This window comes from Pseudarthrobacter sp. AB1 (assembly GCF_014926485.1).
In the GTDB taxonomy this organism is placed as follows: domain Bacteria; phylum Actinomycetota; class Actinomycetes; order Actinomycetales; family Micrococcaceae; genus Arthrobacter.
In genome coordinates this window covers 75,517-97,587 of sequence record NZ_PZKO01000055.1, presented here as the reverse complement: position 1 = coordinate 97,587, position 22,071 = coordinate 75,517, and the positions used below count along the sequence as shown (strand labels likewise).

Here is a 22,071-nt window from a genome sequence, read left to right as displayed (position 1 = left end):
GGGAAGGAGAAGCCATGACATTGATCCGCAGGGTCGCTTTACTCTCCCTCCACACCTCCCCGATGGAGCAGCCCGGCGCCGGCGACGCCGGCGGGATGAACGTCTACATCCGGGAGCTGGCCTCGGCGCTGGCCGAGACTGGCGTGGAGGTGGAGATCTTCACGCGCTCCACCTCAGCCAAGCAGGCCGCCGTCGAACATCCCTTCCCCGGCGTGTGCGTCCACAACGTGCTGGCCGGGCCGCCGCGGAAGATCCCCAAGGAAGAACTGCCCGCGCTGCTCCACAGCATGGTGGCCGAGATCGACCAGATCCGCCGGCGCCAGCCGCACGGCCGCTATGACGTCATCCATTCGCACTATTGGGTGTCCGGGATCGCCGGCCTGGAGCTTTCGGAAGTTTGGGGTGTGCCGCTCGTCCACACCATGCACACCATGGCCAAGGTCAAGAACCTCCTGCTGGAGTCCGGCGAACTGCCCGAGCCACGTCGGCGTGAGGAGGGCGAGCACCGGATCGTCGACGGCGCCGCCCGCCTGATTGCCAACACCACGGCCGAAGCCGAAGAGCTGGTGTCCCACTACGGTGCAGATTACGACCGTATCGATGTGGCGCCGCCGGGCGTGGACCTCAGCACCTTTACACCCGCGTTCCGCGCGCGGTCCCGGGCCGAACGCGGTGTTTCGCCGGAGACGTTCCACCTGGTGTTCGCCGGCCGGATCCAGCGGCTGAAGGGCCCGCAGATCCTGCTCAAGGCCGCGGCCCTTCTTCGCGCCCGGCGGCCGGGGATCGATCTCCGGCTCACCATCCTGGGCGCCCTCAGCGGCAACAAGGACTTCAACCTCCGGCACCTGATCGCGGAGTCCGGAATGGACGACGTCGTCACGCACCTTCCCCCGGTCAGCGCGGCTGACCTGGCGTCCTGGTTCCGGGCGGCGGACGTTGTGGTGATGCCTTCCTACAGCGAATCGTTCGGACTCGTGGCCATTGAGGCGCAGGCCTGCGGAACCCCCGTGGTGGGCACCCGGGTGGGCGGACTGTCCCGCGCCATCTGCCATGGCCGGACCGGGCTGCTGGTGGACGGGCACCACGCCTCGGACTGGGCGGACGCGCTCGAAGCCATGTACGACGATCCGGACACCCGCGCCGATATGGGGCGGGCCGCGGCCATCCGCGCGGAGAACCTGGGGTGGAACCGCACTGCCGCGATCACGCTCGAGACTTACCACGCCGCCGTCGAACAGCAGCTGGCCAGCCGGCTGATCCCGGCGGTGCCGGCACCGTAAGCGGCGGGCAACCGCCGTCGGCCTTCAGTACCCGGCCCCAACCAAAGGACAAGGATGTCTGAACGGAATACCCTCAGCGACCTCGAGATCGCACGGCAGGCTACGATGCGGCCCATCGGGGAGATCGCAGCGGCCGCGGGCATCAACGCCGCCGCGCTGGAACTGTACGGGCGTTACAAGGCGAAGGTTGACCCGGCACTGCTGACCGCTCCCGCGCCGGCGGGGAAAGTGGTGCTGGTCTCGGCGATGTCGCCCACGCCTGCTGGTGAAGGGAAGTCCACCACCACGGTGGGGCTCGCCGATTCGCTGGCCCGGGCCGGGCACAAGGTGATGATCGCGCTGCGGGAACCCTCGCTGGGTCCCATCCTCGGCATGAAGGGCGGCGCCACCGGCGGCGGCTACTCCCAGGTGCTGCCGATGGATGAGATCAACCTGCACTTCACCGGTGATTTCCATGCCGTGACCTCAGCCAACAATGCCCTCATGGCGCTCGTGGACAACCACATCTACCAGGGCAACGAACTGAACATCGACCCCCGGCGGATGACGTTCAAACGGGTCCTGGACATGAACGACAGGTCGCTCCGCGAGGTGATCATCGGCCTCGGCGGTCCCACCCAGGGTGTCCCCCGGCAGGACGGCTTCGACATCACCGTGGCTTCGGAGATCATGGCGGTTTTCTGCCTGGCCTCCAGCCTTGCTGACCTCCGCGAGCGCCTGGGCCGGATCACGTTCGGCTACACGTATTCCCGGTTTCCGGTCACCGTGGCGGACCTCGGAGTCCAGGGCGCCCTGACCCTGCTCCTGAAGGAAGCCATCAAGCCCAACCTGGTGCAGACCATTGCCGGCACTCCCGCGCTGGTGCACGGCGGGCCGTTCGCCAACATCGCGCACGGCTGCAACTCGCTGATTGCCACCCAGACGGCGCGGCGGCTCGCGGACATTGTGGTCACCGAGGCCGGTTTCGGCGCAGACCTGGGCGCGGAGAAGTATATGGACATCAAAGCGCGGATCGCGGACGTGGCGCCGTCGGCCGTCGTGGTTGTGGCCACCGTCCGTGCGCTCAAGATGCACGGCGGCGTGCCCAAGGACCGGCTGACGGAGCCCGACCTTGAGGCGCTGCAGGCCGGCGTCGCGAATCTCCGGCGGCACGTGCACAACGTCGAGAAATTCGGGGTGGCGCCCGTGGTGGCCATCAACAGGTTTTCGTCCGACACGGAAGAGGAGCTGGACTGGCTGCTGGAGTGGTGCGCGGCGGAGGGGGTCCAGGCTGCGGTGGCGGATGTGTGGGGCCGGGGCGGCGGTGGCGACGGCGGCGACGAACTGGCCGCGAAGGTCGCCGCTGCGGTTGCCGGGCCGAGCAGCTTCCACCATCTGTATCCCTTGGACCTGCCTGTGGAGGAGAAGATCCGGACCATTGCGCAGGAGATCTACGGCGCGGACGGTGTGGACTTCTCCGTCCCTGCCCTGAAGCGCCTGGCCGAGATCGAAAAGAACGGCTGGACCGAGCTTGCCGTCTGCATGGCCAAAACCCAGTACTCCTTCACCGACGACGCCTCCCGGCTGGGGGCTCCCAAAGGCTTCACCGTGCACGTCCGCGACCTTATTCCCAAGACCGGAGCGGGTTTCATCGTGGCACTGACCGGTGCCGTCATGACGATGCCCGGCCTCCCCGCCGCCCCCGCCGCCATGCGTATGGACGTGGACGACGCCGGCAACCCGGTAGGCCTCTCCTGATACTTCCCTGACGCGGCGAAGGGGGCATTGCCGCCCCCTTCGCCGGTTGTTCCGGGCCCCCTACGGGTCCCTGAAGATCCACAGGCCGCTGTCGCGGTCGCTGGCGAGGATGTAGGTCATGCCGTCCTCACCGATGAACGTTTCCACTCCCCAGAAGTCGTTTCCTTCCGGGTCGAGGTAACTGCCAACTTCCACAAGTTCACAGGTGGAGTTGTCTGCAGGGTTACTGCACTGGATCTGGACGGCCCGCAGACCGCCGGAGTAGTACGACAGGTAGGCGAGGGACGGATCCTGCGGGTCCACCGCTACTTCGTGGACGCTCAGATCCCCGTAGCCGAACGCAAATGCCGGATCATGCGCTTCCGGGATGGCGTATGTGTCCAGTTCCTCGAGCGTGTTGGCGTCCAGGAGGTGGACGTAGCCCCAGCCATCAAAGATGGAGCCGACTTCAATCTCCGCCCCGATTGTGCCGACGGACAAGTCTTCAGGGTAGGTCCAGGGTCCGTCGACCGGAGCCCGGTCGAAGAGCCGGTGGAATGCTGCGTGTGTGGTGCAGATGGCAACGATCTCATCCACGAAAGCACCGGAGCCGCAAAACGGCTCGCCGCCGACTGCCTCGCCGCTGTGGTGGTTCACGAATACCACAGCGTCCCAACCGGCCAGGGCCGCTTCATGGGCCTTCTCGCCAGGAAAGCAAGCGCCTTCCGGGGCACTGGCGTCACCAACGGGGCCCCGCTGGAGCACCAGGATGGTCTCTTGGCCGGCTACCAGTGACTCCAGATAGCCGGGGACGCTCGCAGGGGTGGGAATTGGCGCTGAGTCCGGGCAGCCGTAGCCACCGTATACAACCGGACCGTTCAGGGTTCGGTCCGCCAGAATCGCCGGGGCCTGCCCGCCGGAGACGATCGCCGATGGGTAGATGCCCTGGAAGGCGCCGCTGGTGATCGTGAAGTCGTCAGTGCGGTAGGGCGCGAAGTCCTCATCGGTTCCGATGATAAACCGGTTGTCGGTGGTGAATTCAGCCTGGTGGGCGTTACCCTCCGGAGTCAGCGATACGCCGAGGGATTCCAGCAACTCGGGGTCAACTGGGGCGAATTCGGAGTCACCAAGGAACACGGCATTAGCGGGATCATCGACGTTTAGGAGAACGTAGCCGCCGTCCCAGTAAGAGAGCAGCATGATGAATTTCCCGTTGATTTCCTTGACCACCATGTCATGCAGGAAAGAGTCGGTGAGTCCCAGGTCGGGTTGTTGCACGCCGAAATCATTCAGGTCATATTCCGCGACCAGACGGGGCCGGTGTGGGTTGGTGATGTCGAAGATGTCCACATCCGTGGCTTCTGCATTGTCGGTTACCACGACGTAGGCGTTGTCGCCGGCATCCCAGGCGAACGCGCTATGGATTTCGTTAGAGTCCCGGCTGCCCGGTTCGCGGTCACCGAAATTTTCGGACAGTTTCTTCGGCTTGAGCGGGTTGGTGACGTCAAAGAGGGATAAGCCGCCCTTGCCGTTCTTTCCGCACTGTTCGTTGTTCACGACGAGGACATCGCCGCTGAAGCGTGCGGTGGTGATCTCCACAACCTGCAGGCCTTCGCCTGGTCGGGTGTCCTGGTGCGATGGGATGAATCCGACCTGTTTCGGTTCGGATCCGGGCGGGGAATCCGACTGGTCCACGCTGGAAATATCTACAATGTAGACCCCGGCGTCGGGGCTGGTTTGGCCGCCGGTTTCCGGTCCGGCGCAGTCGGGCTCGCCCCAGTTGGCGAGAAAAGCGGTATTGCCGTCGGGTGAGACGGCGACATCTGCGATCAGGTCGGGCGTGTTGGTCAGTCTGACGACGTCCACGAGTTGAATTTTTCCGGACTCTCCGTCTCCGAGGAGATGTCCGTCGTCGGTGCCGTCCTGACCGTCAGGGTCCGCGATGGCACCGGTCAGTCCGAATGTTGATAGCGCCAAGGTACTCAATACTGCACAAACAACCAATCTACTGCGTTGTAGCATGGTTTGCCTCCGGCTGTGATTTTTTGGGACCCCCCAATGGCGCTCAGCCTAAACGTGCCTTTTTCCAATGTCCAGCTAAATTTCAGACTCCTTTCAGATCCGGAAGGTCATGTCTGGTTCCGCTGCCAGGTGAGCACGTGTCACTCCGGAGCATGAACGCAAACGCTCCCCCACCAAGCAGGTGAGGGAGCGTCCGCCATGCAGGGTAGAGCGGGTCAGCGCTCCAGGTCGCCGCGGATGAAGGCCTCGACCTTTTCCCGGGCGAGGTCGTCGTTGAACTGCTCGGGCGGGGACTTCATGAAGTAGCTCGAGGCGGAGAGCAAGGGGCCGCCGATGCCGCGGTCCAGGCCGATCTTGGCGGCGCGGATGGCATCGATGATCACGCCGGCGGAGTTGGGTGAGTCCCAGACTTCCAGCTTGTATTCCAGCGACACGGGGGCGTCACCGAAGTTGCGGCCTTCGAGGCGGACGAAGGCCCACTTGCGGTCATCGAGCCACTGGACGTAGTCGGACGGACCGATGTGGACGTTGCGCGGTGCAATGTCAGCTTCAACGTTGGACGTCACCGCCTGGGTCTTGGAGATCTTCTTGGACTCGAGGCGGTCCCGCTCCAGCATGTTCTTGAAGTCCATGTTGCCGCCGACGTTCAGCTGGTACGTGCGGTCCAGCGTGACGCCGCGGTCTTCGAAGAGCTTGGCCATCACGCGGTGAGTGATGGTTGCACCGATCTGGCTCTTGATGTCATCGCCCACGATCGGGACGCCGGCGGCGGTGAACTTGTCGGCCCATTCCTTGGTACCGGCGATGAACACGGGAAGGGCGTTGACGAACGCCACGCCGGCGTCGATGGCAGCCTGCGCGTAGAAGTGTGCAGCGTCCTCGGAACCAACCGGGAGGTAGCAGACCATAACGTCTGCCTTGGATTCGCGGAGGGCTGCGACGATGTCAACGGGCTCTTCGGCGGACTGTTCGATGGTCTCGAGGTAATACTTGCCGAGGCCGTCGAGGGTGTGGCCGCGCTGGACGATCACACCTGTGGGGGGCACGTCGGCGATTTTGATGGTGTTGTTCTCGCTGGCCAGGATGGCGTCGGCGAGGTCCACGCCCACTTTCTTGCCGTCAACATCAAAAGCGGCAACAAACTGGACATCGTTGACGTGGTACTTGCCGAACTCTACGTGCATCAGACCCGGGATCGTGGCCTGGGGATCGGCGTCACGGTAATACTGCACGCCCTGGACGAGCGAGGCGGCGCAGTTACCTACACCAACGATGGCAACACGAATCGGATTTGCAGACACGGAACTCCTTTGAAGAAAACTTCAGCCGCCAGGACGGTCAGTACCGGAAAGGTACGACGGCGGCACGCTGGCAGTGCGCCATTCGGCGCCATTTCATCTTACCCAACCAAGAGGGGGCCGGGATTGTTCCCGGCCCCCTCTGTCGAAGCGTTACGTGGTTACTTTTGCTTCCACAGGTTGATGTCCGACTCGACGGCGAACTCGTCGATGGCATCAACCTCGTCGGCGGTGAAGTCCAGGTTGTTGATGGCGGACAGGGTGTCTTCCAACTGCCGGACGCTGGATGCGCCGACGAGCGCCGAGGTCACGGAGGAGCCCTTACCCTGCTCACGCAGGATCCAGCCGATCGCCATCTGGGCCAGGGTTTGGCCCCGGCCCTCGGCGATGCGGTGGAGCCCGCGCACGCGGTCCAGGTTTTCTGGACTGATCATGGCTTGGTCCAGGGACTTGTGCTGCGCTGCCCGGGAATCTGCGGGCACGCCGTTGAGGTAGCGGCCTGTGAGCATCCCCTGGGCCAGCGGAGAGAAGGCGATGCAGCCGGCGCCCACCTGCTCCAGCGCCTCGTAGAGGTTGGGGCTGCCGTTCTCGGTCCAGCGGTTCAGCATGGAGTAGCTGGGCTGGTGGATCAGCAGCGGCGTGCCCAGTTCCTTCAGGATCCGGGCCGCTTCGAGGGTCTGCTGCGGGGTGTAGGACGAGATGCCGGCGTAAAGGGCTTTGCCCGAGCGGACTGCGTGGTCCAGCGCGCCCATGGTCTCTTCCATGGGCGTTTCCGGGTCCGGCCGGTGGCTGTAGAAGATATCCACGTAGTCCAGGCCCATTCGTTCCAGGGACTGGTCCAGGCTGGCCAGCAGGTACTTGCGCGAGCCAAAGTTGCCGTACGGGCCAGGCCACATGTCGTAGCCGGCCTTGCTGGAGATGATCAGTTCGTCGCGGTACGGCTTGAAGTCGTCCTTGAAGTGCCGGCCGAAGTTGGTCTCGGCGGCGCCGTAGGGCGGACCGTAGTTGTTCGCGAGGTCGAAGTGGGTGACGCCCAGATCGAAGGCGCGGCGCAGGATGGCGCGCTGCACTTCGAAGGGCTTGTCGTCGCCGAAGTTGTGCCAGAGGCCCAGGGAAATGGCTGGCAGCTTCAGTCCGCTGCGTCCGACGCGGCGGTAGGGCATGGTGTCGTAGCGGTTCTCCGCAGCGATGTAAGTCATGTTGACTATCCTGCCAGCCCCGTCTCACATAACAGCACAAAAGCGAACTATTAAGCCCGGGGCTGAGGTCCGGCCTGAGGCAATCCACTCACGACGTCGTCAATCGCCTCTTGGTACTGAGGCGTCTGGAGGTAAGAACCGGGATACCGAGGTAATCGGTCTTGCGGTAGAGATTCACCCATCGATTCGGGCCGGCGCCGAGGACGTGGCTGAGATTCACATCGAACTGAACCGTCGGTTCGCCCGTGATGATGCGCTCATCGTCCGGGATTACGGCCGCGGTGAGTTTTGTCCGGCCCACCGGTGCCGTGGCGAGTACGGCCGGCCCGAGCCGCCCATCACGGCTGGTCAGTACGCGAATAGTACGCCCGTGTCACTCCAGTGTCTACGTTAACTCGAGGTTACTTCTGCCCCTGTAGTAAGAACCGCCCCACTGTGCGCCGCCAGCACGAACGAATCGCCGTGGAGCAGGGTGGCCTCGTCCGTCGACAGCAGCACCGAGCCGCCCAAACCGTCCAGCCGCACCGGCGATGCCGAGAAATTCAGCAGCACCTCCATCGACCCGCGCCGGAAGCGCAACCAGCCGGCGTCGTCGTCGAACGTCACGTCCGTTTCCTCGAACCCCAGCCCGGCCAGTTCCGGGTAAGCCCGCCGCAGCGCCGTCAGCGAGCGGTAGAGCGACAGGAGGCGCGCGTGGTCACCCTCAGCGGCCTCCGCCCAGTCGAGTTTGGAGCGCAGGAACGTTTCGGGATCCTGTGGATCGGGGACGACGGCGGGATCCCACCCCATGCGTTCGAACTCTCGGATTCTGCCCTCCGCCGTCGCCTTGCCCAGCTCCGGTTCGGGGTGCGAGGTGAAGAACTGCCATGGGGTGGAGGCCCCGAATTCCTCGCCCATAAACAGCATGGGCGTAAACGCCGCGGTCAGGGTCAGCACTGCGGCCACGGCCAGCGGGCCGTACGGGAGGGACTGGGACAGCCTGTCGCCGATGGCACGGTTGCCGATCTGGTCGTGGTTCTGGCTGCAGACCACCAGGGCCGCGGGGTGGACCAGCGAGGTGTCGATGGGCCGGCCGTGGTGGCGTCCGCGGAAGCTGGAGTAGCTGCCATCGTGCAGGAAGCCATCCTTGAGGACCTTGGCCAGCACGCCGAGGGACGCGAAATCGCCGTAATACCCAGCAGTCTCGCCGCTGACATTGACGTGCACCGCATGGTGGAAGTCGTCGCTCCACTGCCCGGCAAGACCGAAGCCGTTGGAATCGCGGGGATAGACCAGCCGCGGATTGTTCAGGTCCGATTCGGCGATGAGGGTCTTGGGAAGCCCTGTCTCCGTGGAGATGGCATCGCCCAGCGCGCCGAACTCCTCCAGGAGGTGCACGGCCCGCTCATCGCGGAGTGCGTGGACGGCATCCAGTCGCAGCCCGTCCACGTGATAGTCGCGCAGCCACAGGGCCGCGTTGTCCAGGATGTATTCACGGACGACGTCGGAGCCCGGGCCGTCGAGGTTGACCGAATCGCCCCACGTGTTGGCGTCCCCCTGCTTGAGGTAGGGGCCGAATTTGGGCAGGTAGTTGCCGCTGGGTCCCAGGTGGTTGTAGACCACGTCCTGGATGACGCCCAGTCCGGCGGCGTGGGCGGCGTCCACAAAGCGCTGGTAGGCCGCAGGCCCGCCGTAGCCTTCGTGGACCGCGAACCACTGGACACCGTCGTAACCCCAGTTGTGGGTGCCGTTGAATCCGTTGACCGGCAGCAGCTCCACAAAGTCGATGCCGAGGTCCGCGAGGTAACCGAGCTTATCCGCGGCGGCGTCCAACGTTCCTTCGGGGGTGAAGGTTCCCACGTGAAGTTCGTAGATGACCGAACCGCGCAGTTCCTTGCCCTGCCAGCCGGCGTCCTGCCACCGGTGCGCGGCGGGATCGAAGGTTCGCGAGAGACCGTGGACGCCGTCCGGAACCCGCCGGGACCGGGGATCCGGCACGGGGGTGGTGTCGCCGTCGAGCAGGTAACCATAATCCACTTCGCCGCCGGCCGGCGCGTCCGGCGCGGACCACCAGCCTTCAGAGCCGGGAGCGGAACGGACCTTCTCCATGGGGTACTCCCGGCCGTCAGCCACGAGCACCACGGCGGCGGCGTCCGGCGCCCAGACATCAAAACGGCCGGTTCCCACGTTGGCCAGGGTCATCGTGTTTCTCCATTCGCTGGTACCAGCAGGGCCACCGGATAGGTGCCCAGCAGTTCGGCCACCGGAACGCTGCCGGGCCGGTACCCGACACCGGTGAGTTCATCACGCATCGGAACGGAAAGCTCGACGGCGGTATCGCGCCATCCGCCGCCGGCCGCCAGTCCCGCAGGGAGCCTGGTGGCCAGGGCGAGCACGCCGGGGGCGTCCGCCGCCGCGCCGCGGGAGAAGGCCACAAGGTGGCCGGCCGCCGCGCCGGCTGCCTGCACCGGGCTGTAGCCGCCGAAAAGCTCCGGCTGGTCCCGGCGCAGCCGCAGTGCCCGCGAGGTGACCAGGAGCTTGCTGGCCTCCGTGCCCGCGGCGGGCAGGGTGCCGGCGTCGATGGTTGCCAGTTCGTCGCGGCGCTGCCCGAAGTCCACAGGGCGGCGGTTGTCCGGATCGGTCAGGGACCGTTCCCAGAACTCGCTGCCCTGATAGACATCCGGGACTCCCGGCATGGCCAGCTGGACCAGCTTGGCCGAGAGGGAGTTGGACGCTGCATGGGCATCGATGCGGTCCACAAACGACGTGAGGGCTGCCGCCACCTTGGTGTTGTCGAAGACCGCATCCACGGCTGCCGTGACGGCCGCCTCGAAGGCTTCGTTGGGTTCAGTCCAGGTGGTGGAGTTGCCGGCCTCGCGGGCCGCCTTCTCCGCGTAGCCCTGCAGCCGCTCCAGGCTGGCCGGCCACGCGCCCACAATGGCCTGCCACAGCAGGTTTTCAAACGGGCCGTCCGGAATGGGGGCCAGCCGGCGGAGGGTACCAAGGGTGTCGGCCCATTCAGCGGGGAGTTCGGCGATCACAGAAATCCGGGCCCGCGCGTCCTCGCTGCGTTTGGTGTCATGGGTGGACAGCGTGGTCATGGACAGCGGCATGTCGCGTTGGCGCCGCTCCATCCGCCGGTGGAATTCCGCCGGCTCCAGGGCGAACTCGGTGGGTTCGGCGCCCACTTCCGTGAGCGTGCCCAGCCGGGTGTACCGGTAGAAGGCGGTGTCCTCCACACCCTTGGCCATGACCATGCCGGAGGTCTGCTGGAACCGGACGGCGATGGCATTGTCCGGATCCAGCAGCAAGGGCAGGAGCGTGTCCACGGCGCCTGCCAGCTCGGGGCGGTGGCCTGCTGCGGCGCCGGCTGCTTCGTTCAGCACTTCGGCGCCTGTGGGCAGGTAGGTCCGGTAGACCGGGAAGGCGGCGATGATTTCGGCGAGGGCGTCCGCAGCCTCGGTTACGGACAACCCGGCGGCCTCCGGCACGAGCCGGGCCAGCCGCAGCACCTCGGAGCGCAGGATGCCGTCCGCGATCATGCGCTTGGTGCCGAGGATCATCCCGGCGTAGTCGGCGGGGCTACCGCCGCGCAAGGATGCGTCCAGATCATCAAGACCCGGCTGGCCGGCCGGGTCCACAAAGAGCCGGTCCACGTCCGCCAGGGCGTCGTAGCCGGTGGTCCCTTCGCAGGCGAATTCGCCGGGCAGGACTTCCCCGGGTTCGAGGATTTTCTCCACCAGGATGTACGCACCGCCGCTGAGATCCTTGAGCCAGCGCAGGTATCCCCCGGGATCGGCCAGGCCGTCCGGGTGGTCCACGCGGAGCCCGTCCACCAGGTCCTCGGTGAACCAGCGGCCCACTTCAGCATGGGCTTCCTCAAAGACGCTCGGGGTTTCCACGCGGATGCCCGCCAGGGTGGTGACGGCGAAGAAGCGCCGGTAGTTCAGGTCGGCGTCGGCCCGCCGCCAGCCCACCAGCTGGTAGTGCTGGCGGTTGTGGACGTCCTGCGCGGAGTCCCCGGCCGAGTACGTTCCGATGGCCAGCGGGAACCGGTGGTCGTAGTACCGCAGCTCGCCGTCCACAATTTCCAGCTGGGCCAGGTCATCGTCCGAGCCCAGCATGGGCAGGCGCACCTTGCCCCCGGCGAGGTCCCATTCAACGTCGAACGCGTCCGCGTATGGAGAGTCCTTGCCTTCCTTCAGCAGGGACCACCACCACGGGTTCTGCACAGGAGTGGCAACACCCACATGGTTCGGCACGATGTCCACCAGGACACCCATGCCGTGGGCACGGGCGGCCTGGGACAACGCCAGAAGACCTTCGGGGCCGCCGCGTTCGGGGTCCACAGCGGAAGGGTCGGTGACGTCGTAGCCGTGGTCCGATCCCTCCTCTGCCGTCAGGATGGGTGACAGGTAGACCCAGTCAGCACCCAGGTCTTTCAGGTAAGGGACGGTGGCTGCAGCGTCGAAGAGCGTGAAGCTGCGCCGGATCTGCAGCCGGTAGGTGGAGGCAGGGACCTTCACTTTTCGTCCGCCTTCGCTTCACTTGCCCTCGCTTCGCTGGCTTTGGCTGCCTGGGTCTGCGCCTCCACCATTTCTTCCTGCGCTTCTTCATGATCGGCCATGGAAGCCAGGGACGCGGCGGCGGACAGGTCCACGTCAGCTTCGGGGCCGGAGTAGGCCCGCAGGACCACCATGGATTTGGCATGCAGGGTCAGCGTGGCGCCGGCCTTGAGCGGTTCGTAAGCGTCTGCCTGGGTGGCGGTGTCGATCATGACCTCCCAGGACTGGGCGTACTCCTCCGACGGAAGGAGGAAGTCCACACTGTCGTCATGGGCGTTGAACGCCATCAGGAAGCTGTCGTCGGTGATCCGGCGGCCGCGGAAATCCTTCTCCTGGATACCGTCGCCGTTGTAGAAGACACCGATGGTCCGGCCGAAGCCGTTCCCCCAGTCCTCGGGCAGCATCTCGGTGCCGTCGGTCCGCAGCCAGACGATGTCCGGCAGCTTCTCACCTTCGCCGCGGCGGACAGGACGTCCGTCAAAGAAGCGGCTGCGGCGGAACGTGGGGTGGTCGCGCCGGATCTTGTTCACAAAGGCTGTGAACTCGACCAGGGGCTGGTCCATGGCATCCCAATGGATCCAGCTCAGTTCCGAATCCTGGCAGTAGGTGTTGTTGTTTCCCTGCTGCGTGCGGCCCAGCTCGTCGCCGTGGAGCACCATGGGCACGCCCTGGGAGAGCAGGAGGGTGGCGAGGAAGTTCCGCTGCTGGCGGGCGCGGAGCGTCAGGACTTTCTCGTCGTCCGTGTCGCCCTCTTCGCCGCAGTTCCAGGACCGGTTGTGCGACTCCCCGTCGTTATTGCCTTCACCATTGGCGTCGTTGTGCTTCTCGTTGTAGGACACGAGGTCGCGCATGGTGAAGCCGTCGTGGGCGGTGACAAAGTTGATGGAGGCCACCGGCCGGCGGGCGGAGCTTTCGTAGAGATCCGCGGAGCCGGTCAGCCGGGAAGCGAATTCCCCCAGTGTGGCGTGCTCGCCACGCCAGAAATCACGGACTGTGTCGCGGTACTTGCCGTTCCATTCGGTCCACTGGGGCGGGAAGTTACCCACCTGGTAGCCGCCCGGACCGATATCCCAGGGCTCAGCGATCAGCTTGACCTGGGAGACAATCGGGTCCTGCTGGATCAGTTCGAAGAAGGTGGACAGCTTGTCCACGTCGTAGAATTCGCGGGCCAGCGTGGAGGCGAGGTCGAACCGGAAGCCGTCAACGTGCATTTCCGTGACCCAGTACCGCAGGGAGTCCATCAGCAACTGCAGGGAGTGGGGGTGCCGGACGTTCAGGGAGTTGCCGGTGCCGGTGTAATCCATGTAGTGCTTATTGTCGCCGTCGACAAGGCGGTAGTAGGCCTGGTTGTCGATGCCCTTGAAGGACAGGGTTGGGCCCAGGTGGTTGCCCTCGGCGGTGTGATTGTAGACCACGTCCAGGATGACTTCGATGCCGGCACGGTGCAGGTCGCGGACCATGGCCTTGAATTCCTGGACCTGGTTTCCCACGTCCCCGGCGGAGCTGTAGGTATTTTGCGGGGCGAAGAAGCCGATGGTGTTGTAGCCCCAGTAGTTGTTCAGGCCCTTCTCCACCAGGGTGCCGTCATTGACGAACTGGTGGACCGGCATCAGTTCGATCGCTGTGGCGCCGAGCTTTTTGAGGTGCTCGATGACCGCGGGGTGGGCAACGCCGGCGTAGGTGCCGCGCTGCTCCTCGGGAATTTCGGGGTGCAGCTGGGTGAGGCCCTTGACGTGTGCTTCGTAAATGACCGACTGGTGGTAGGGAATACGGAGCTGGCGGTCGCCATCCCACTCGAAGAACGGGTTGATGACCACGCCGTGCATGGTGTGCGGCGCCGAGTCGGCGTCGTTGCGGGAATCGGGGTCGCCGAATTCATAGGAGAAGAGCGCAGGGTCCCAGTCGATCTGGCCCTCAACGGCCTTGGCGTAGGGGTCCATCAGCAGCTTGTTGGCGTTGAACCGGCTGCCGCCTGCAGGATCGTAAGGTCCGTGGACCCGGTAGCCGTACTTCTGGCCGGGCTGGATGTGGGGCAGGTAGCAGTGCCATACGTAGGCGTCCACTTCAGTGAGCTCGATCCGGGTCTCGGTGAGGTCATCGGCCAAGAGGCAGAGTTCCACCCGCTCCGCCTGTTCGCTGAACAGGGCAAAGTTGGTGCCGGTACCGTCGAAGGTAGCTCCGAGGGGGTAAGCGGTTCCAGGCCAGACTTCCATGATGCTCCTCTTTGGTTGCTGCAGCAGGGGAAACGGAACGCCCCACTGCAGGTGCGAACGTATGCCTACCGTAGCGGCAGGCTGTGACTATTACGTGAATGGGGCCCAGAGTTACTAAGCCTGCTGACTTTACCCCAGGTGTAGGGTAAGGCATCGGCGACACTGCCGGCGGTGATGGGCCCGCCCTCGCAGGCGTCCGACGCCGACCTGCCGGCCTTGCCGTGCATTGCGGCGCCCAGTGCGGCCAGCGCAGCCCAACGCGCCGGGCCTGGAATGTCCAGTGTTTGGAACCGCCCGACGTCGGTCCCTGACTGCGCCAGCAGCGCACCAATGATGCCGGCCAGGACGTCGCCGCTGCCGCCCGTGGCCAGCCACGGGACGCCGTCGGCCTGGCTGAACACGGCTCCGTCTGGGGCCGCCACCAGCGTGGTGGCGCCTTTCAGGAGGACCGTGGCGCCCGTCAGCCCGGCGGCTTTGCGCGCGGCCGCCAGCGTTCCTGCCTCCACCTCCGGGCGGTCGGCGGGTTCGCCCAGCCGCGCCAGCAAGGCGGCAAGCTCGCCGGCGTGCGGCGTGAGCAGCACCTGCGGCCCCAGGACCGCGGGCAGGGCAGGCAGCGCCCCGGCGTCGGCGATGACGGGCAAGCCGGATTCCACGGCGTCGCGGGCGCGCTGGAGCTGTTCGGTGTCGCCGGGCCCCATGCCCGAACCCACGAGCCACGCCTGGACGTGGGTGTCCGCCACGGAGCCCGTACTGCACACCCCTTCCGGGCAGGACTGACGCACCAGGTTGGCTACCTCGGGCGGGCCCAGGTAGCGGACCATGCCCGCGCCGGCAGCCAGCGCACCGCGGCAGGCCAGCACGGCGGCGCCCGGATAATCGGCGGATCCGGCCACGACGCCCAGGACGCCGCGGGAATACTTGTGCGAGCGCCTCCCGGGCTGCGGCAGGAGCCGGGCCAGGTCCGCCAGCTCAAACCTGCGCAGTGCCGGCCATGGCAGGTCTTCTTCGATTCCGATGGGCACCACCTGGACGCGGCCGGCGTGATCGGCGCCCGGGTCGGCCAGCAGCCCCACCTTGGCTGCGCCGAATGTTACGGTCACCTCCGCGGACAGCACCGGCGCATGGGCTTCCCCGGTATCGGCATCCACGCCGCTGGGGACATCGCACGCCACCACGATCCCCGGCTCCCCGGACGAGAGCCGCAGTTCCGAAAGACCCCTGACCAGGTCAGCGGCCGCCCCGCGTAGACCCCCGTTGGCGCCCGTTCCCAGAATTGCGTCAATCACCACGTCGGCACTCGCCACGTGTGCCGCAAGCTCGCCGGCGTTGAGTTCGGTAAGGAGGTACACCCGGCCGCCGGCGCGCTCGAAAGCAGCCAGCGCCTCGGGGTGGGCGGTTCCGGCGGCGAGCACCGCCGTCGTACGCATTCCCCTGGCCGCCAGGAACGAGGCGGCGAAGAGGCCGTCTCCCCCGTTGTTGCCTTTGCCCGCCAGGACGGCCACGCTGGCGCCGTAGATGCGCCGCCCGCGTGACTTCAGCTCGTGGACCGCCGCGTTGGCGAGCCCGTAGGAGGCCCGTTGCATCAGAACAGCACCCATCCCTGCAGACAGGAACGGCTGTTCGGCGGCCCTGATTTGGGTTCCGGTATAAGCGCTGATCATGGCATCAGGTCCGTTGGCGGGTTGAGCAGGAGGTGGCTCAGCCTTCGGCCAGTACCGTGGCGGTGGCGATACCGCCGTCGTGGCTCATGGAGACGTGCCACCGCTTGACGCCCTTGGACTCGGCCACTGCCAGGACGGTGCCTTTAACCTGGATGGTGGGTCCATGCTGGTCCAGCCCGATCCAGCAGTCCTGCCAGTTCATGCCTGCAGGCGCGCCGAGCACCTTGGCCACGGCTTCCTTGGCGGCGAACCGCGCGGCCAGCGAGCGGGTGTTCAGCTCACGTTCAGCGGGCACGAACAGCCGGTCCCGGAGCCCGGGGGTGCGCTCAAGCTGGCGGCCGAACCGCTCTATGTCTACAACGTCTACGCCAATGCCAACAATCATGGCGCTATTCTACGGGGACGCTCCGCGCTTGCAGTGCACAGGGCCGCCATTACGTTTTCGTAATCACGCTGGTATGATTACGAAAACGTAATCATTTCTCGGCTATTACGAATAACTCATTAAGGAGGCTGCGTGCACGGCGTCATGAAGTCAGTAGCGGACCTTGGCCTGTTGGTCTACGGCGTCCGCCAGCGCAACGGGCTCTCCCAGCGCGAGCTTGCCGGCCGGCTCGGCGTCAGCCAGCGGTACCTCTCCGAACTGGAGACGGGCAAGCCCAAGGTGCTCAACGACCAGTTCTTCGCCGTCATGGAAAAAATGGGCATTGAACTGACGTTCCGGGAAGGCGCCGACCGTGGCTGAAGCGCAGGAAGTCCACCTCTACGGCACCGTCATCGGCCGCATGGTCCGCAACAGCGCGTCCACCGTGACGTTTGAATCTTCCGACGCCGGGATGGCCCGCTTCGGGATCGGCTCGCGGATCCTGTCCGCCAATCTGCCCCTCGGACCCCGCCCCTCGACCCCGGAGGCGGCCACCGCGTTCTTTGGTGGACTGCTGCCGGAAGGATCTGGCAGATCCAACCTAGCGAAACAGGCGCAGGCCGGCCGCGATGATGTCTTCGCGTTGGTATCCTACGCCGGCCGTGACGTCGCCGGCGCCATCCGCGTCGGCGGGGACCCTGGGGAACCGACGGAATCCTATGAGTCGCTGACGGATGAACAGATCGCGGAGCGGTTGACCCTCATCAACGACTACGCGTTGGGCGCTATCGGCGGCGGCGGCTCCTTGGCGGGCTACCAGCCCAAGACCACCCTTGCCCTGTTGGACGGGGTCTGGCATGCCGGCATCGACGGTGCCGCCTCCACCCACATCATCAAGCCGGTGGCCGCCGGGAACGAGCATGCCCTGCACGCCGAGGCGTTCTGTCTAGAGCTTTCGCGGCGGATCGGTCTGACCACGTTCGCCAGCGACGTGCGCTCCTTCGCCGGCCGGACCGTCCTCGTGCTGGAACGCTACGACCGCCGCGTGGCCGGTCGGAGCGTGGAGCGTATCCACCAAGAGGATGGCGCCCAGGCCCTCGGACTGCCTTGGGACACGGACAGCAAATTCGAAGGCGTCAATCCCACCGCAAACCTGAAGACCCTCGCTGGGCTGCTGCGACGACGCCGGGACATCCTCGGAGCCGGGCCCGACGACCGCGAGACACTACTCGCGCACACGGCCTTCAACACCGCCGTCGGCAACACCGACGCCCACGCCAAGAACTTCTCCACCCTCCGGAGTCCGAACGGAACCGTCACTCTGGCGCCGCTCTACGACGTGTCAACACACGCCCTTGCCCCGAACGGCCAGCTGAATATGTCCCTCCGGATTAATTCACGCGCCTATCAGCCGTCAGTGACCGTAGATGACCTTGTCGCCGAGGGCCTCTCCTGGGGACTCGACGAACGGCATGCACGGCACTCGGTCACCGGCACACTCGAGGAATTGGCCCACGCCCTCGAACAAGCGGACGCATCCGCCGTCGGGGAGAAAGTGGCACGCTACATCGGCCACGGGACGAGGAATCTTCTGGACGGCAAGGCCGCCGGGATCGGTGGCGCGCACCCGTCCCTTGCCGCACTGGGTCCAGTTCCGGGCTCTAGCTGAGCCGGCGGTATTCATCGATCAGCGATGAAGGCACCGGCGAGACGCCAGGAAGTTCCTTGCCCCCGCCGAAATCCGGCTTGTGCCGGCGGAGCAGGGCCGCGCCATCAAGTTCCCAGCGGAATCCGGGGCTGGACAAGGCAGCCCGGTAGGCTGCGTCGACCGTGTCCGGGTATTTCGCCGCGAGGTCCTCAAGGACGTAACCGGGAACCGTCTTGTCCTCCACATAGCCACGCAGGACTTCCGCAGCGGGGTCCTCCGCATTGGCTGGCGGCGTACGGTACGCGGCCTCGACCTGCCCGTAGCAGACCAGGAAGGACACACCCATCAGCGGATGATGGTAGAGCGCTACGTCGCCGGACTCTGCCAGCTCCGGCGGGAAGGAATCATCCGGCGCGATCTGTTCGGCGGCGGTCACCAGCGCGGAAGCCTTGGGATTTGCAGCGACGGACGCCTCGCTGCAGGCATTCAGAAAACTGCGGTACGCCGCGATGATGTCACCCCCGGTACCGCTCACGATATGCGCGCCAAAGAGGTCCAGGAACGTGGTGTGGTGCTCTCCGACGATCCTGCGTCCCTGCTCGACGTTCGCCGGATTATTGAATACCAAGGTGGGAAAGCGTTTGAGCAGCGACGCCGCCAGGGTCCGGACGCCGGGGAGGTCCCGCGGGCCGAACAGGCGCATGGTCCCGCTGATCGTCCAGAGATCCCCGATGGGCACCAGTCGCGTCATGACGTAGCCGCCTCGCTGGACGAAGCTGATTGCCTCCGCCCCGGCGGTGGCGTAGGAATCGTAATCCATCTGATCGATGAGGTTATGCAGGCTAAGCTTGGCACCTTTGCGGGCATCGACGCGGAAGACGCCGATAACATTACGCTCCCGCCAACCCTCGTAGACGAGTCGCTCGTCAGGCCCAATATTCTTGTTGGTGCGCAGATAGCGGTCAAGCAGCGGCTCGCGTCCGCCCTGGTCCGGGTCATAGAGCAGCGACTCGATGGCCTCCGCCCATTGATTCCGTTCCCCACCCCCAAGCCCGGAGAAGTCTGACATGGCCTGCGAAAGACGCCGGGCGAACCCCGGGGAGGATGCGTAGGCGACCAGGGCTTCCTTGAGGTTCCCCGCCCGGTCCAACAGTTCGTCGGTGTTCATCAGCCTGCGGTTACTCTACGGTGACGCTCTTGGCGAGGTTGCGGGGCTGGTCCACGTCGTAGCCCTTGGCCGAGGCGAGGGCCAGGGCGAAGATCTGCAGCGGGACCGTGCTGAGCAGCGGGGCCAGCAGGGTGTCGGTCTCCGGGATGTAGAAGACGTGTTCGGCGTAGGCCTTCACGGCCTCGTCGCCCTCTTCGGCGATCACGATGGTCTTGGCGCCGCGGGCCCGGACTTCCTGGATGTTCGAGACGACCTTGGCGTGCAGCGAGTCGCGGCCGCGCGGGGACGGGACCACCACAAACACGGGCTGGCCTTCTTCGATCAGCGCGATCGGGCCGTGCTTGAGCTCACCGGCGGCGAACCCTTCGGCGTGGATGTAGGCGAGCTCCTTGAGCTTGAGTGCACCTTCCATGGCCACCGGGAAGCCAACGTGGCGGCCCAGGAACAGCACCGACTTCGCATCCTTCATGGACACGCCGAGTTCCTTGATCTGCGCCTCGTTGTCCAGGATCCTCTGGATCTTCGCGGGGATCTTGTTCAGGTCCGCCAGGATGTCCTTGATCTCGCCCTGGAACTTGTTCCCGCGCAGCTGCGCCAGGTACAGGCCCAGCAGGTACGCGGCCGTGATCTGCGCCAGGAACGCCTTGGTGGAGGCAACGGCGATTTCCGGGCCGGCGTGCGTGTAGAGCACGGCGTCGGATTCCCGCGGGATGGTGGAACCGTTGGTGTTGCAGATCGAAACCGTCTTGGCGCCCTGTTCCTTGGCGTACCGGACGGCCATCAGGGTATCCATGGTCTCCCCGGACTGGGAGATCGAGACGATCAGGGTGTTCGCGTCCACGATCGGGTCGCGGTACCGGAACTCGTGGGAGAGCTCCACCTCGGTAGCGATCCGGCACCAGCGCTCAATGGCGTACTTGGCCACCTGCCCGGCGTACGCGGACGTACCGCAGGCCAGCACAATGATCTTGTCGACGTTCTTCAGCAGCTGCGGGTCAATGCGGAGCTCATCCAGGGTCAGTCTGCCGTTAAGGTCCGAGCGGCCCAGCAGCGTCTGCAGGACGGCGTTGGGCTGGTCATGGATTTCCTTCTCCATGAAGGACGGAAACCCGCCCTTTTCCGCGGATTCGGGGTCCCAGTCAACGTGGTATTCCTTGCCTTCGGCCGGGGCACCGAAGAAGTCCGTGATCTCCACCGTGTCGGCGGTGATGGTGACAATCTGGTCCTGGCCCAGCTCCACCGCACGGCGGGTGTAGTCAATGAACCCGGAAACATCCGAACCCAGGAAGTTCTCGCCCTCGCCCAGGCCAACCACCAAAGGTGAGTTACGGCGGGCAGCGACCACAACGTCCGGCTGGTCAGCATGCACGGCCAGGAGGGTGAACGCACCCTCAAGGCGCTGGCAGGCGAGCTGCATCGCAGTGGTCAGGCCGCCGTCGGAAACGTCGCCGTTAAGTTTGGTGCGGAAGATATCGCCCAGCAGCACGGCAGCGACTTCAGTGTCCGTCTCGGACTCGAAAACATAGCCCTTGCCCACGAGCTCGAGCTTCAGCTCGGCGAAGTTTTCGATGATGCCGTTGTGGATCAAGGCCAGCTTGCCGCCGTCGGCCAGGTGCGGGTGCGCGTTCTGATCCGTGGGACCGCCGTGCGTGGCCCAGCGCGTGTGGCCGATACCGGTGAAGGTCTCCGGCAACGGACGCTCCTCCAGCTCAGCAAGAAGGTTGCTCAGCTTGCCGGACTTCTTCCGGGACTGAATAGACCCCGCAGAGACCACTGCCACCCCCGCGGAGTCGTACCCCCGGTACTCGAGACGGCGCAATCCCTCAAGGACTACATCCAACGCACTGTGACCGGCAATCCCACGGCCAGCAGAATGGCCCACATATCCAACGATTCCACACATGGACTCCAGCTTATCGGCAGCCGGGTTGAGTTCTAAACTCAGGGTCCTCCATTTCGCTCTGAGCCGCGCGCGGGGCAGAATCTCTATAGTGACTTTGCAACGCAACGAAGCGAATGGAGAGGGTGCCTCCCCATTCGTTGAGCTGGACCGTCAGACCTGGTCCCGGCTCGCCGCCCAGATGGAGCAGCCCCTTAACGAAGAGGACATTGTCCGCCTGCGTGGCCTCGGCGATCCCCTGGACATGAAGGAGATCCGCGAGGTCTACCTGCCCCTTTCCCGGCTCCTGCACCTGTATGTGGAGGCCGCGGGCCAGCTTCATTCGGCCACCACCACCTTCCTGGGTGAGCAGACCCAGCGGACTCCCTTTGTCATCGGCGTGGCCGGCTCGGTGGCCGTGGGCAAGTCCACCATCGCCCGCGTGCTCCGGGAGATGCTGCGGCGCTGGCCCGGCACTCCCAACGTCGAGCTGATCACCACGGATGGTTTCCTTTATCCCCTGGCCGAGCTCAAACGGCGCCAGCTGCTGGAACGCAAGGGCTTCCCGGAGTCTTACGACCGCCGCGCACTGCTGCGTTTTGTGAGCGAGATCAAGGGCGGCGCGGAGGAGGTCCGGGCACCCTGGTACTCCCACGTTACCTACGACATCGTGCCGGAGAAGGAAGTGGTGGTCCGCCGCCCGGACGTGCTGATTGTGGAGGGCCTGAACGTGCTGGCCCCGGCCCGCCCGCGCCACGACGGCAAGCAGGGGCTGGCGCTGAGCGATTTCTTCGATTTCTCCATCTATGTGGATGCCAAGACCTCCTTCATCGAGGAGTGGTACGTGGAGCGGTTCCGGAAACTCCAGAGCACCGCGTTCGCGCAGCCGGAGTCCTATTTCCACAGGTATGCCACGCTGTCCGACGAGGAAGCCGAGCGCACCGCCCGGGACATCTGGAAGCGCATCAACGAGCCTAACCTGGAGGAAAACGTCCTGCCCACGCGCGGCCGCGCCCAGCTGGTTCTGACCAAGGACGCGGACCATTCCATACGCCGCATGCTTCTGCGGAAGGTTTAAC

The 22,071-nt window shown here is 65.4% G+C and carries 15 protein-coding genes; 5 read left to right on the top strand and 10 right to left on the bottom strand.

The features are described 5' to 3' along the window. Positions 1–14 precede the first annotated feature (14 nt). Positions 15–1,280 carry a D-inositol-3-phosphate glycosyltransferase gene (gene mshA / locus DAD99_RS14225; RefSeq protein ID WP_193342051.1) on the top strand — a complete coding sequence of 422 codons (1,266 nt, stop codon included), beginning with the start codon at positions 15–17 and terminating at the stop codon, positions 1,278–1,280. A gap of 54 nt (positions 1,281–1,334) precedes the next feature. Next, the gene (locus DAD99_RS14220; protein WP_193342050.1) at positions 1,335–3,017 is read left to right on the top strand and encodes a formate--tetrahydrofolate ligase; all 1,683 of its coding nucleotides are present in this window, start codon (positions 1,335–1,337) and stop codon (positions 3,015–3,017) included. Positions 3,018–3,077: 60 nt separating this feature from the next. Here the strand turns inward: DAD99_RS14220 and DAD99_RS14215 are convergent, their stop codons facing one another. The 8 genes from DAD99_RS14215 to DAD99_RS14180 all read right to left on the bottom strand — a co-directional run bounded on the left by DAD99_RS14215 (position 3,078) and on the right by DAD99_RS14180 (position 16,318). Beyond that, on the bottom strand, positions 3,078–4,973 hold the full coding sequence (locus DAD99_RS14215) for an LVIVD repeat-containing protein (protein WP_193342049.1): 1,896 nt from the start codon (positions 4,971–4,973) through the stop codon (positions 3,078–3,080). 260 nt (positions 4,974–5,233) lie between these two features. After that, positions 5,234–6,319: an inositol-3-phosphate synthase gene (locus DAD99_RS14210; RefSeq protein ID WP_185261182.1), complete on the bottom strand. Its 1,086-nt coding sequence runs from the start codon at positions 6,317–6,319 to the stop codon at positions 5,234–5,236. Between the two features lie 158 nt (positions 6,320–6,477). Next, positions 6,478–7,515, bottom strand: coding sequence for an L-glyceraldehyde 3-phosphate reductase (gene mgrA / locus DAD99_RS14205; RefSeq protein ID WP_193342048.1), 1,038 nt, complete (start codon positions 7,513–7,515; stop codon positions 6,478–6,480). Positions 7,516–7,905: 390 nt separating this feature from the next. Beyond that, entirely contained in the window at positions 7,906–9,696 is a 1,791-nt protein-coding gene (gene treZ / locus DAD99_RS14200; RefSeq protein ID WP_193342047.1) for a malto-oligosyltrehalose trehalohydrolase, read from the bottom strand. After that, positions 9,693–12,020 (bottom strand): malto-oligosyltrehalose synthase, encoded by a 2,328-nt coding sequence (gene treY / locus DAD99_RS14195; protein ID WP_193342046.1) that lies wholly within the window; start codon positions 12,018–12,020, stop codon positions 9,693–9,695. The genes treZ and treY overlap by 4 nt, the downstream gene beginning before the upstream one ends. Next, entirely contained in the window at positions 12,017–14,272 is a 2,256-nt protein-coding gene (gene glgX / locus DAD99_RS14190) for a glycogen debranching protein GlgX (RefSeq protein WP_193342045.1), read from the bottom strand. The genes treY and glgX overlap by 4 nt, the downstream gene beginning before the upstream one ends. A 65-nt stretch (positions 14,273–14,337) precedes the next feature. After that, on the bottom strand, positions 14,338–15,933 hold the full coding sequence (locus DAD99_RS14185; protein ID WP_193342044.1) for an NAD(P)H-hydrate epimerase: 1,596 nt from the start codon (positions 15,931–15,933) through the stop codon (positions 14,338–14,340). A gap of 37 nt (positions 15,934–15,970) precedes the next feature. Then, a complete protein-coding gene (locus DAD99_RS14180) occupies positions 15,971–16,318 on the bottom strand; it encodes a holo-ACP synthase (protein ID WP_056344245.1) in 348 nt (115 codons plus the stop codon). A 132-nt stretch (positions 16,319–16,450) separates the two neighbouring features. On the opposite strand from DAD99_RS14180, the gene DAD99_RS14175 reads away from it, so the two are divergent. Then, positions 16,451–16,678, top strand: a complete 228-nt coding sequence (locus tag DAD99_RS14175; protein WP_193342043.1) for a helix-turn-helix domain-containing protein — start codon at positions 16,451–16,453, stop codon at positions 16,676–16,678. After that, positions 16,671–17,966, top strand: a complete 1,296-nt coding sequence (locus DAD99_RS14170) for a HipA domain-containing protein (RefSeq protein ID WP_193342042.1) — start codon at positions 16,671–16,673, stop codon at positions 17,964–17,966. Before DAD99_RS14175 ends, DAD99_RS14170 begins: the two co-directional genes overlap by 8 nt. Here the strand turns inward: DAD99_RS14170 and DAD99_RS14165 are convergent. Next, positions 17,959–19,113, bottom strand: a complete 1,155-nt coding sequence (locus DAD99_RS14165; protein WP_193342041.1) for a hypothetical protein — start codon at positions 19,111–19,113, stop codon at positions 17,959–17,961. The two genes, DAD99_RS14170 and DAD99_RS14165, sit on opposite strands and share 8 nt — an antisense overlap. A 10-nt stretch (positions 19,114–19,123) precedes the next feature. After that, entirely contained in the window at positions 19,124–21,016 is a 1,893-nt protein-coding gene (gene glmS, locus DAD99_RS14160; protein ID WP_193342040.1) for a glutamine--fructose-6-phosphate transaminase (isomerizing), read from the bottom strand. An 88-nt stretch (positions 21,017–21,104) separates the two neighbouring features. On the opposite strand from glmS, the gene coaA reads away from it, so the two are divergent. Beyond that, positions 21,105–22,070: a type I pantothenate kinase gene (coaA, locus tag DAD99_RS14155; RefSeq protein WP_185261190.1), complete on the top strand. Its 966-nt coding sequence runs from the start codon at positions 21,105–21,107 to the stop codon at positions 22,068–22,070. The last annotated feature ends 1 nt before the right edge of the window (position 22,071 follow it).

Excerpts from the sequence above, each read along its gene's own strand:
- mshA (WP_193342051.1), top strand. The coding sequence starts at position 15 with ATGACATTGATCCGCAGGGTCGCTTTACTCTCCCTCCACACCTCCCCG.
- DAD99_RS14220 (WP_193342050.1), top strand. The coding sequence starts at position 1,335 with ATGTCTGAACGGAATACCCTCAGCGACCTCGAGATCGCACGGCAGGCT.
- mgrA (WP_193342048.1), bottom strand. The coding sequence starts at position 7,515 with ATGACTTACATCGCTGCGGAGAACCGCTACGACACCATGCCCTACCGC.
- treZ (WP_193342047.1), bottom strand. The coding sequence starts at position 9,696 with ATGACCCTGGCCAACGTGGGAACCGGCCGTTTTGATGTCTGGGCGCCG.
- glgX (WP_193342045.1), bottom strand. The coding sequence starts at position 14,272 with ATGGAAGTCTGGCCTGGAACCGCTTACCCCCTCGGAGCTACCTTCGAC.
- DAD99_RS14185 (WP_193342044.1), bottom strand. The coding sequence starts at position 15,933 with ATGATCAGCGCTTATACCGGAACCCAAATCAGGGCCGCCGAACAGCCG.
- DAD99_RS14180 (WP_056344245.1), bottom strand. The coding sequence starts at position 16,318 with ATGATTGTTGGCATTGGCGTAGACGTTGTAGACATAGAGCGGTTCGGC.
- DAD99_RS14165 (WP_193342041.1), bottom strand. The coding sequence starts at position 19,113 with ATGAACACCGACGAACTGTTGGACCGGGCGGGGAACCTCAAGGAAGCC.
- glmS (WP_193342040.1), bottom strand. The coding sequence starts at position 21,016 with ATGTGTGGAATCGTTGGATATGTGGGCCATTCTGCTGGCCGTGGGATT.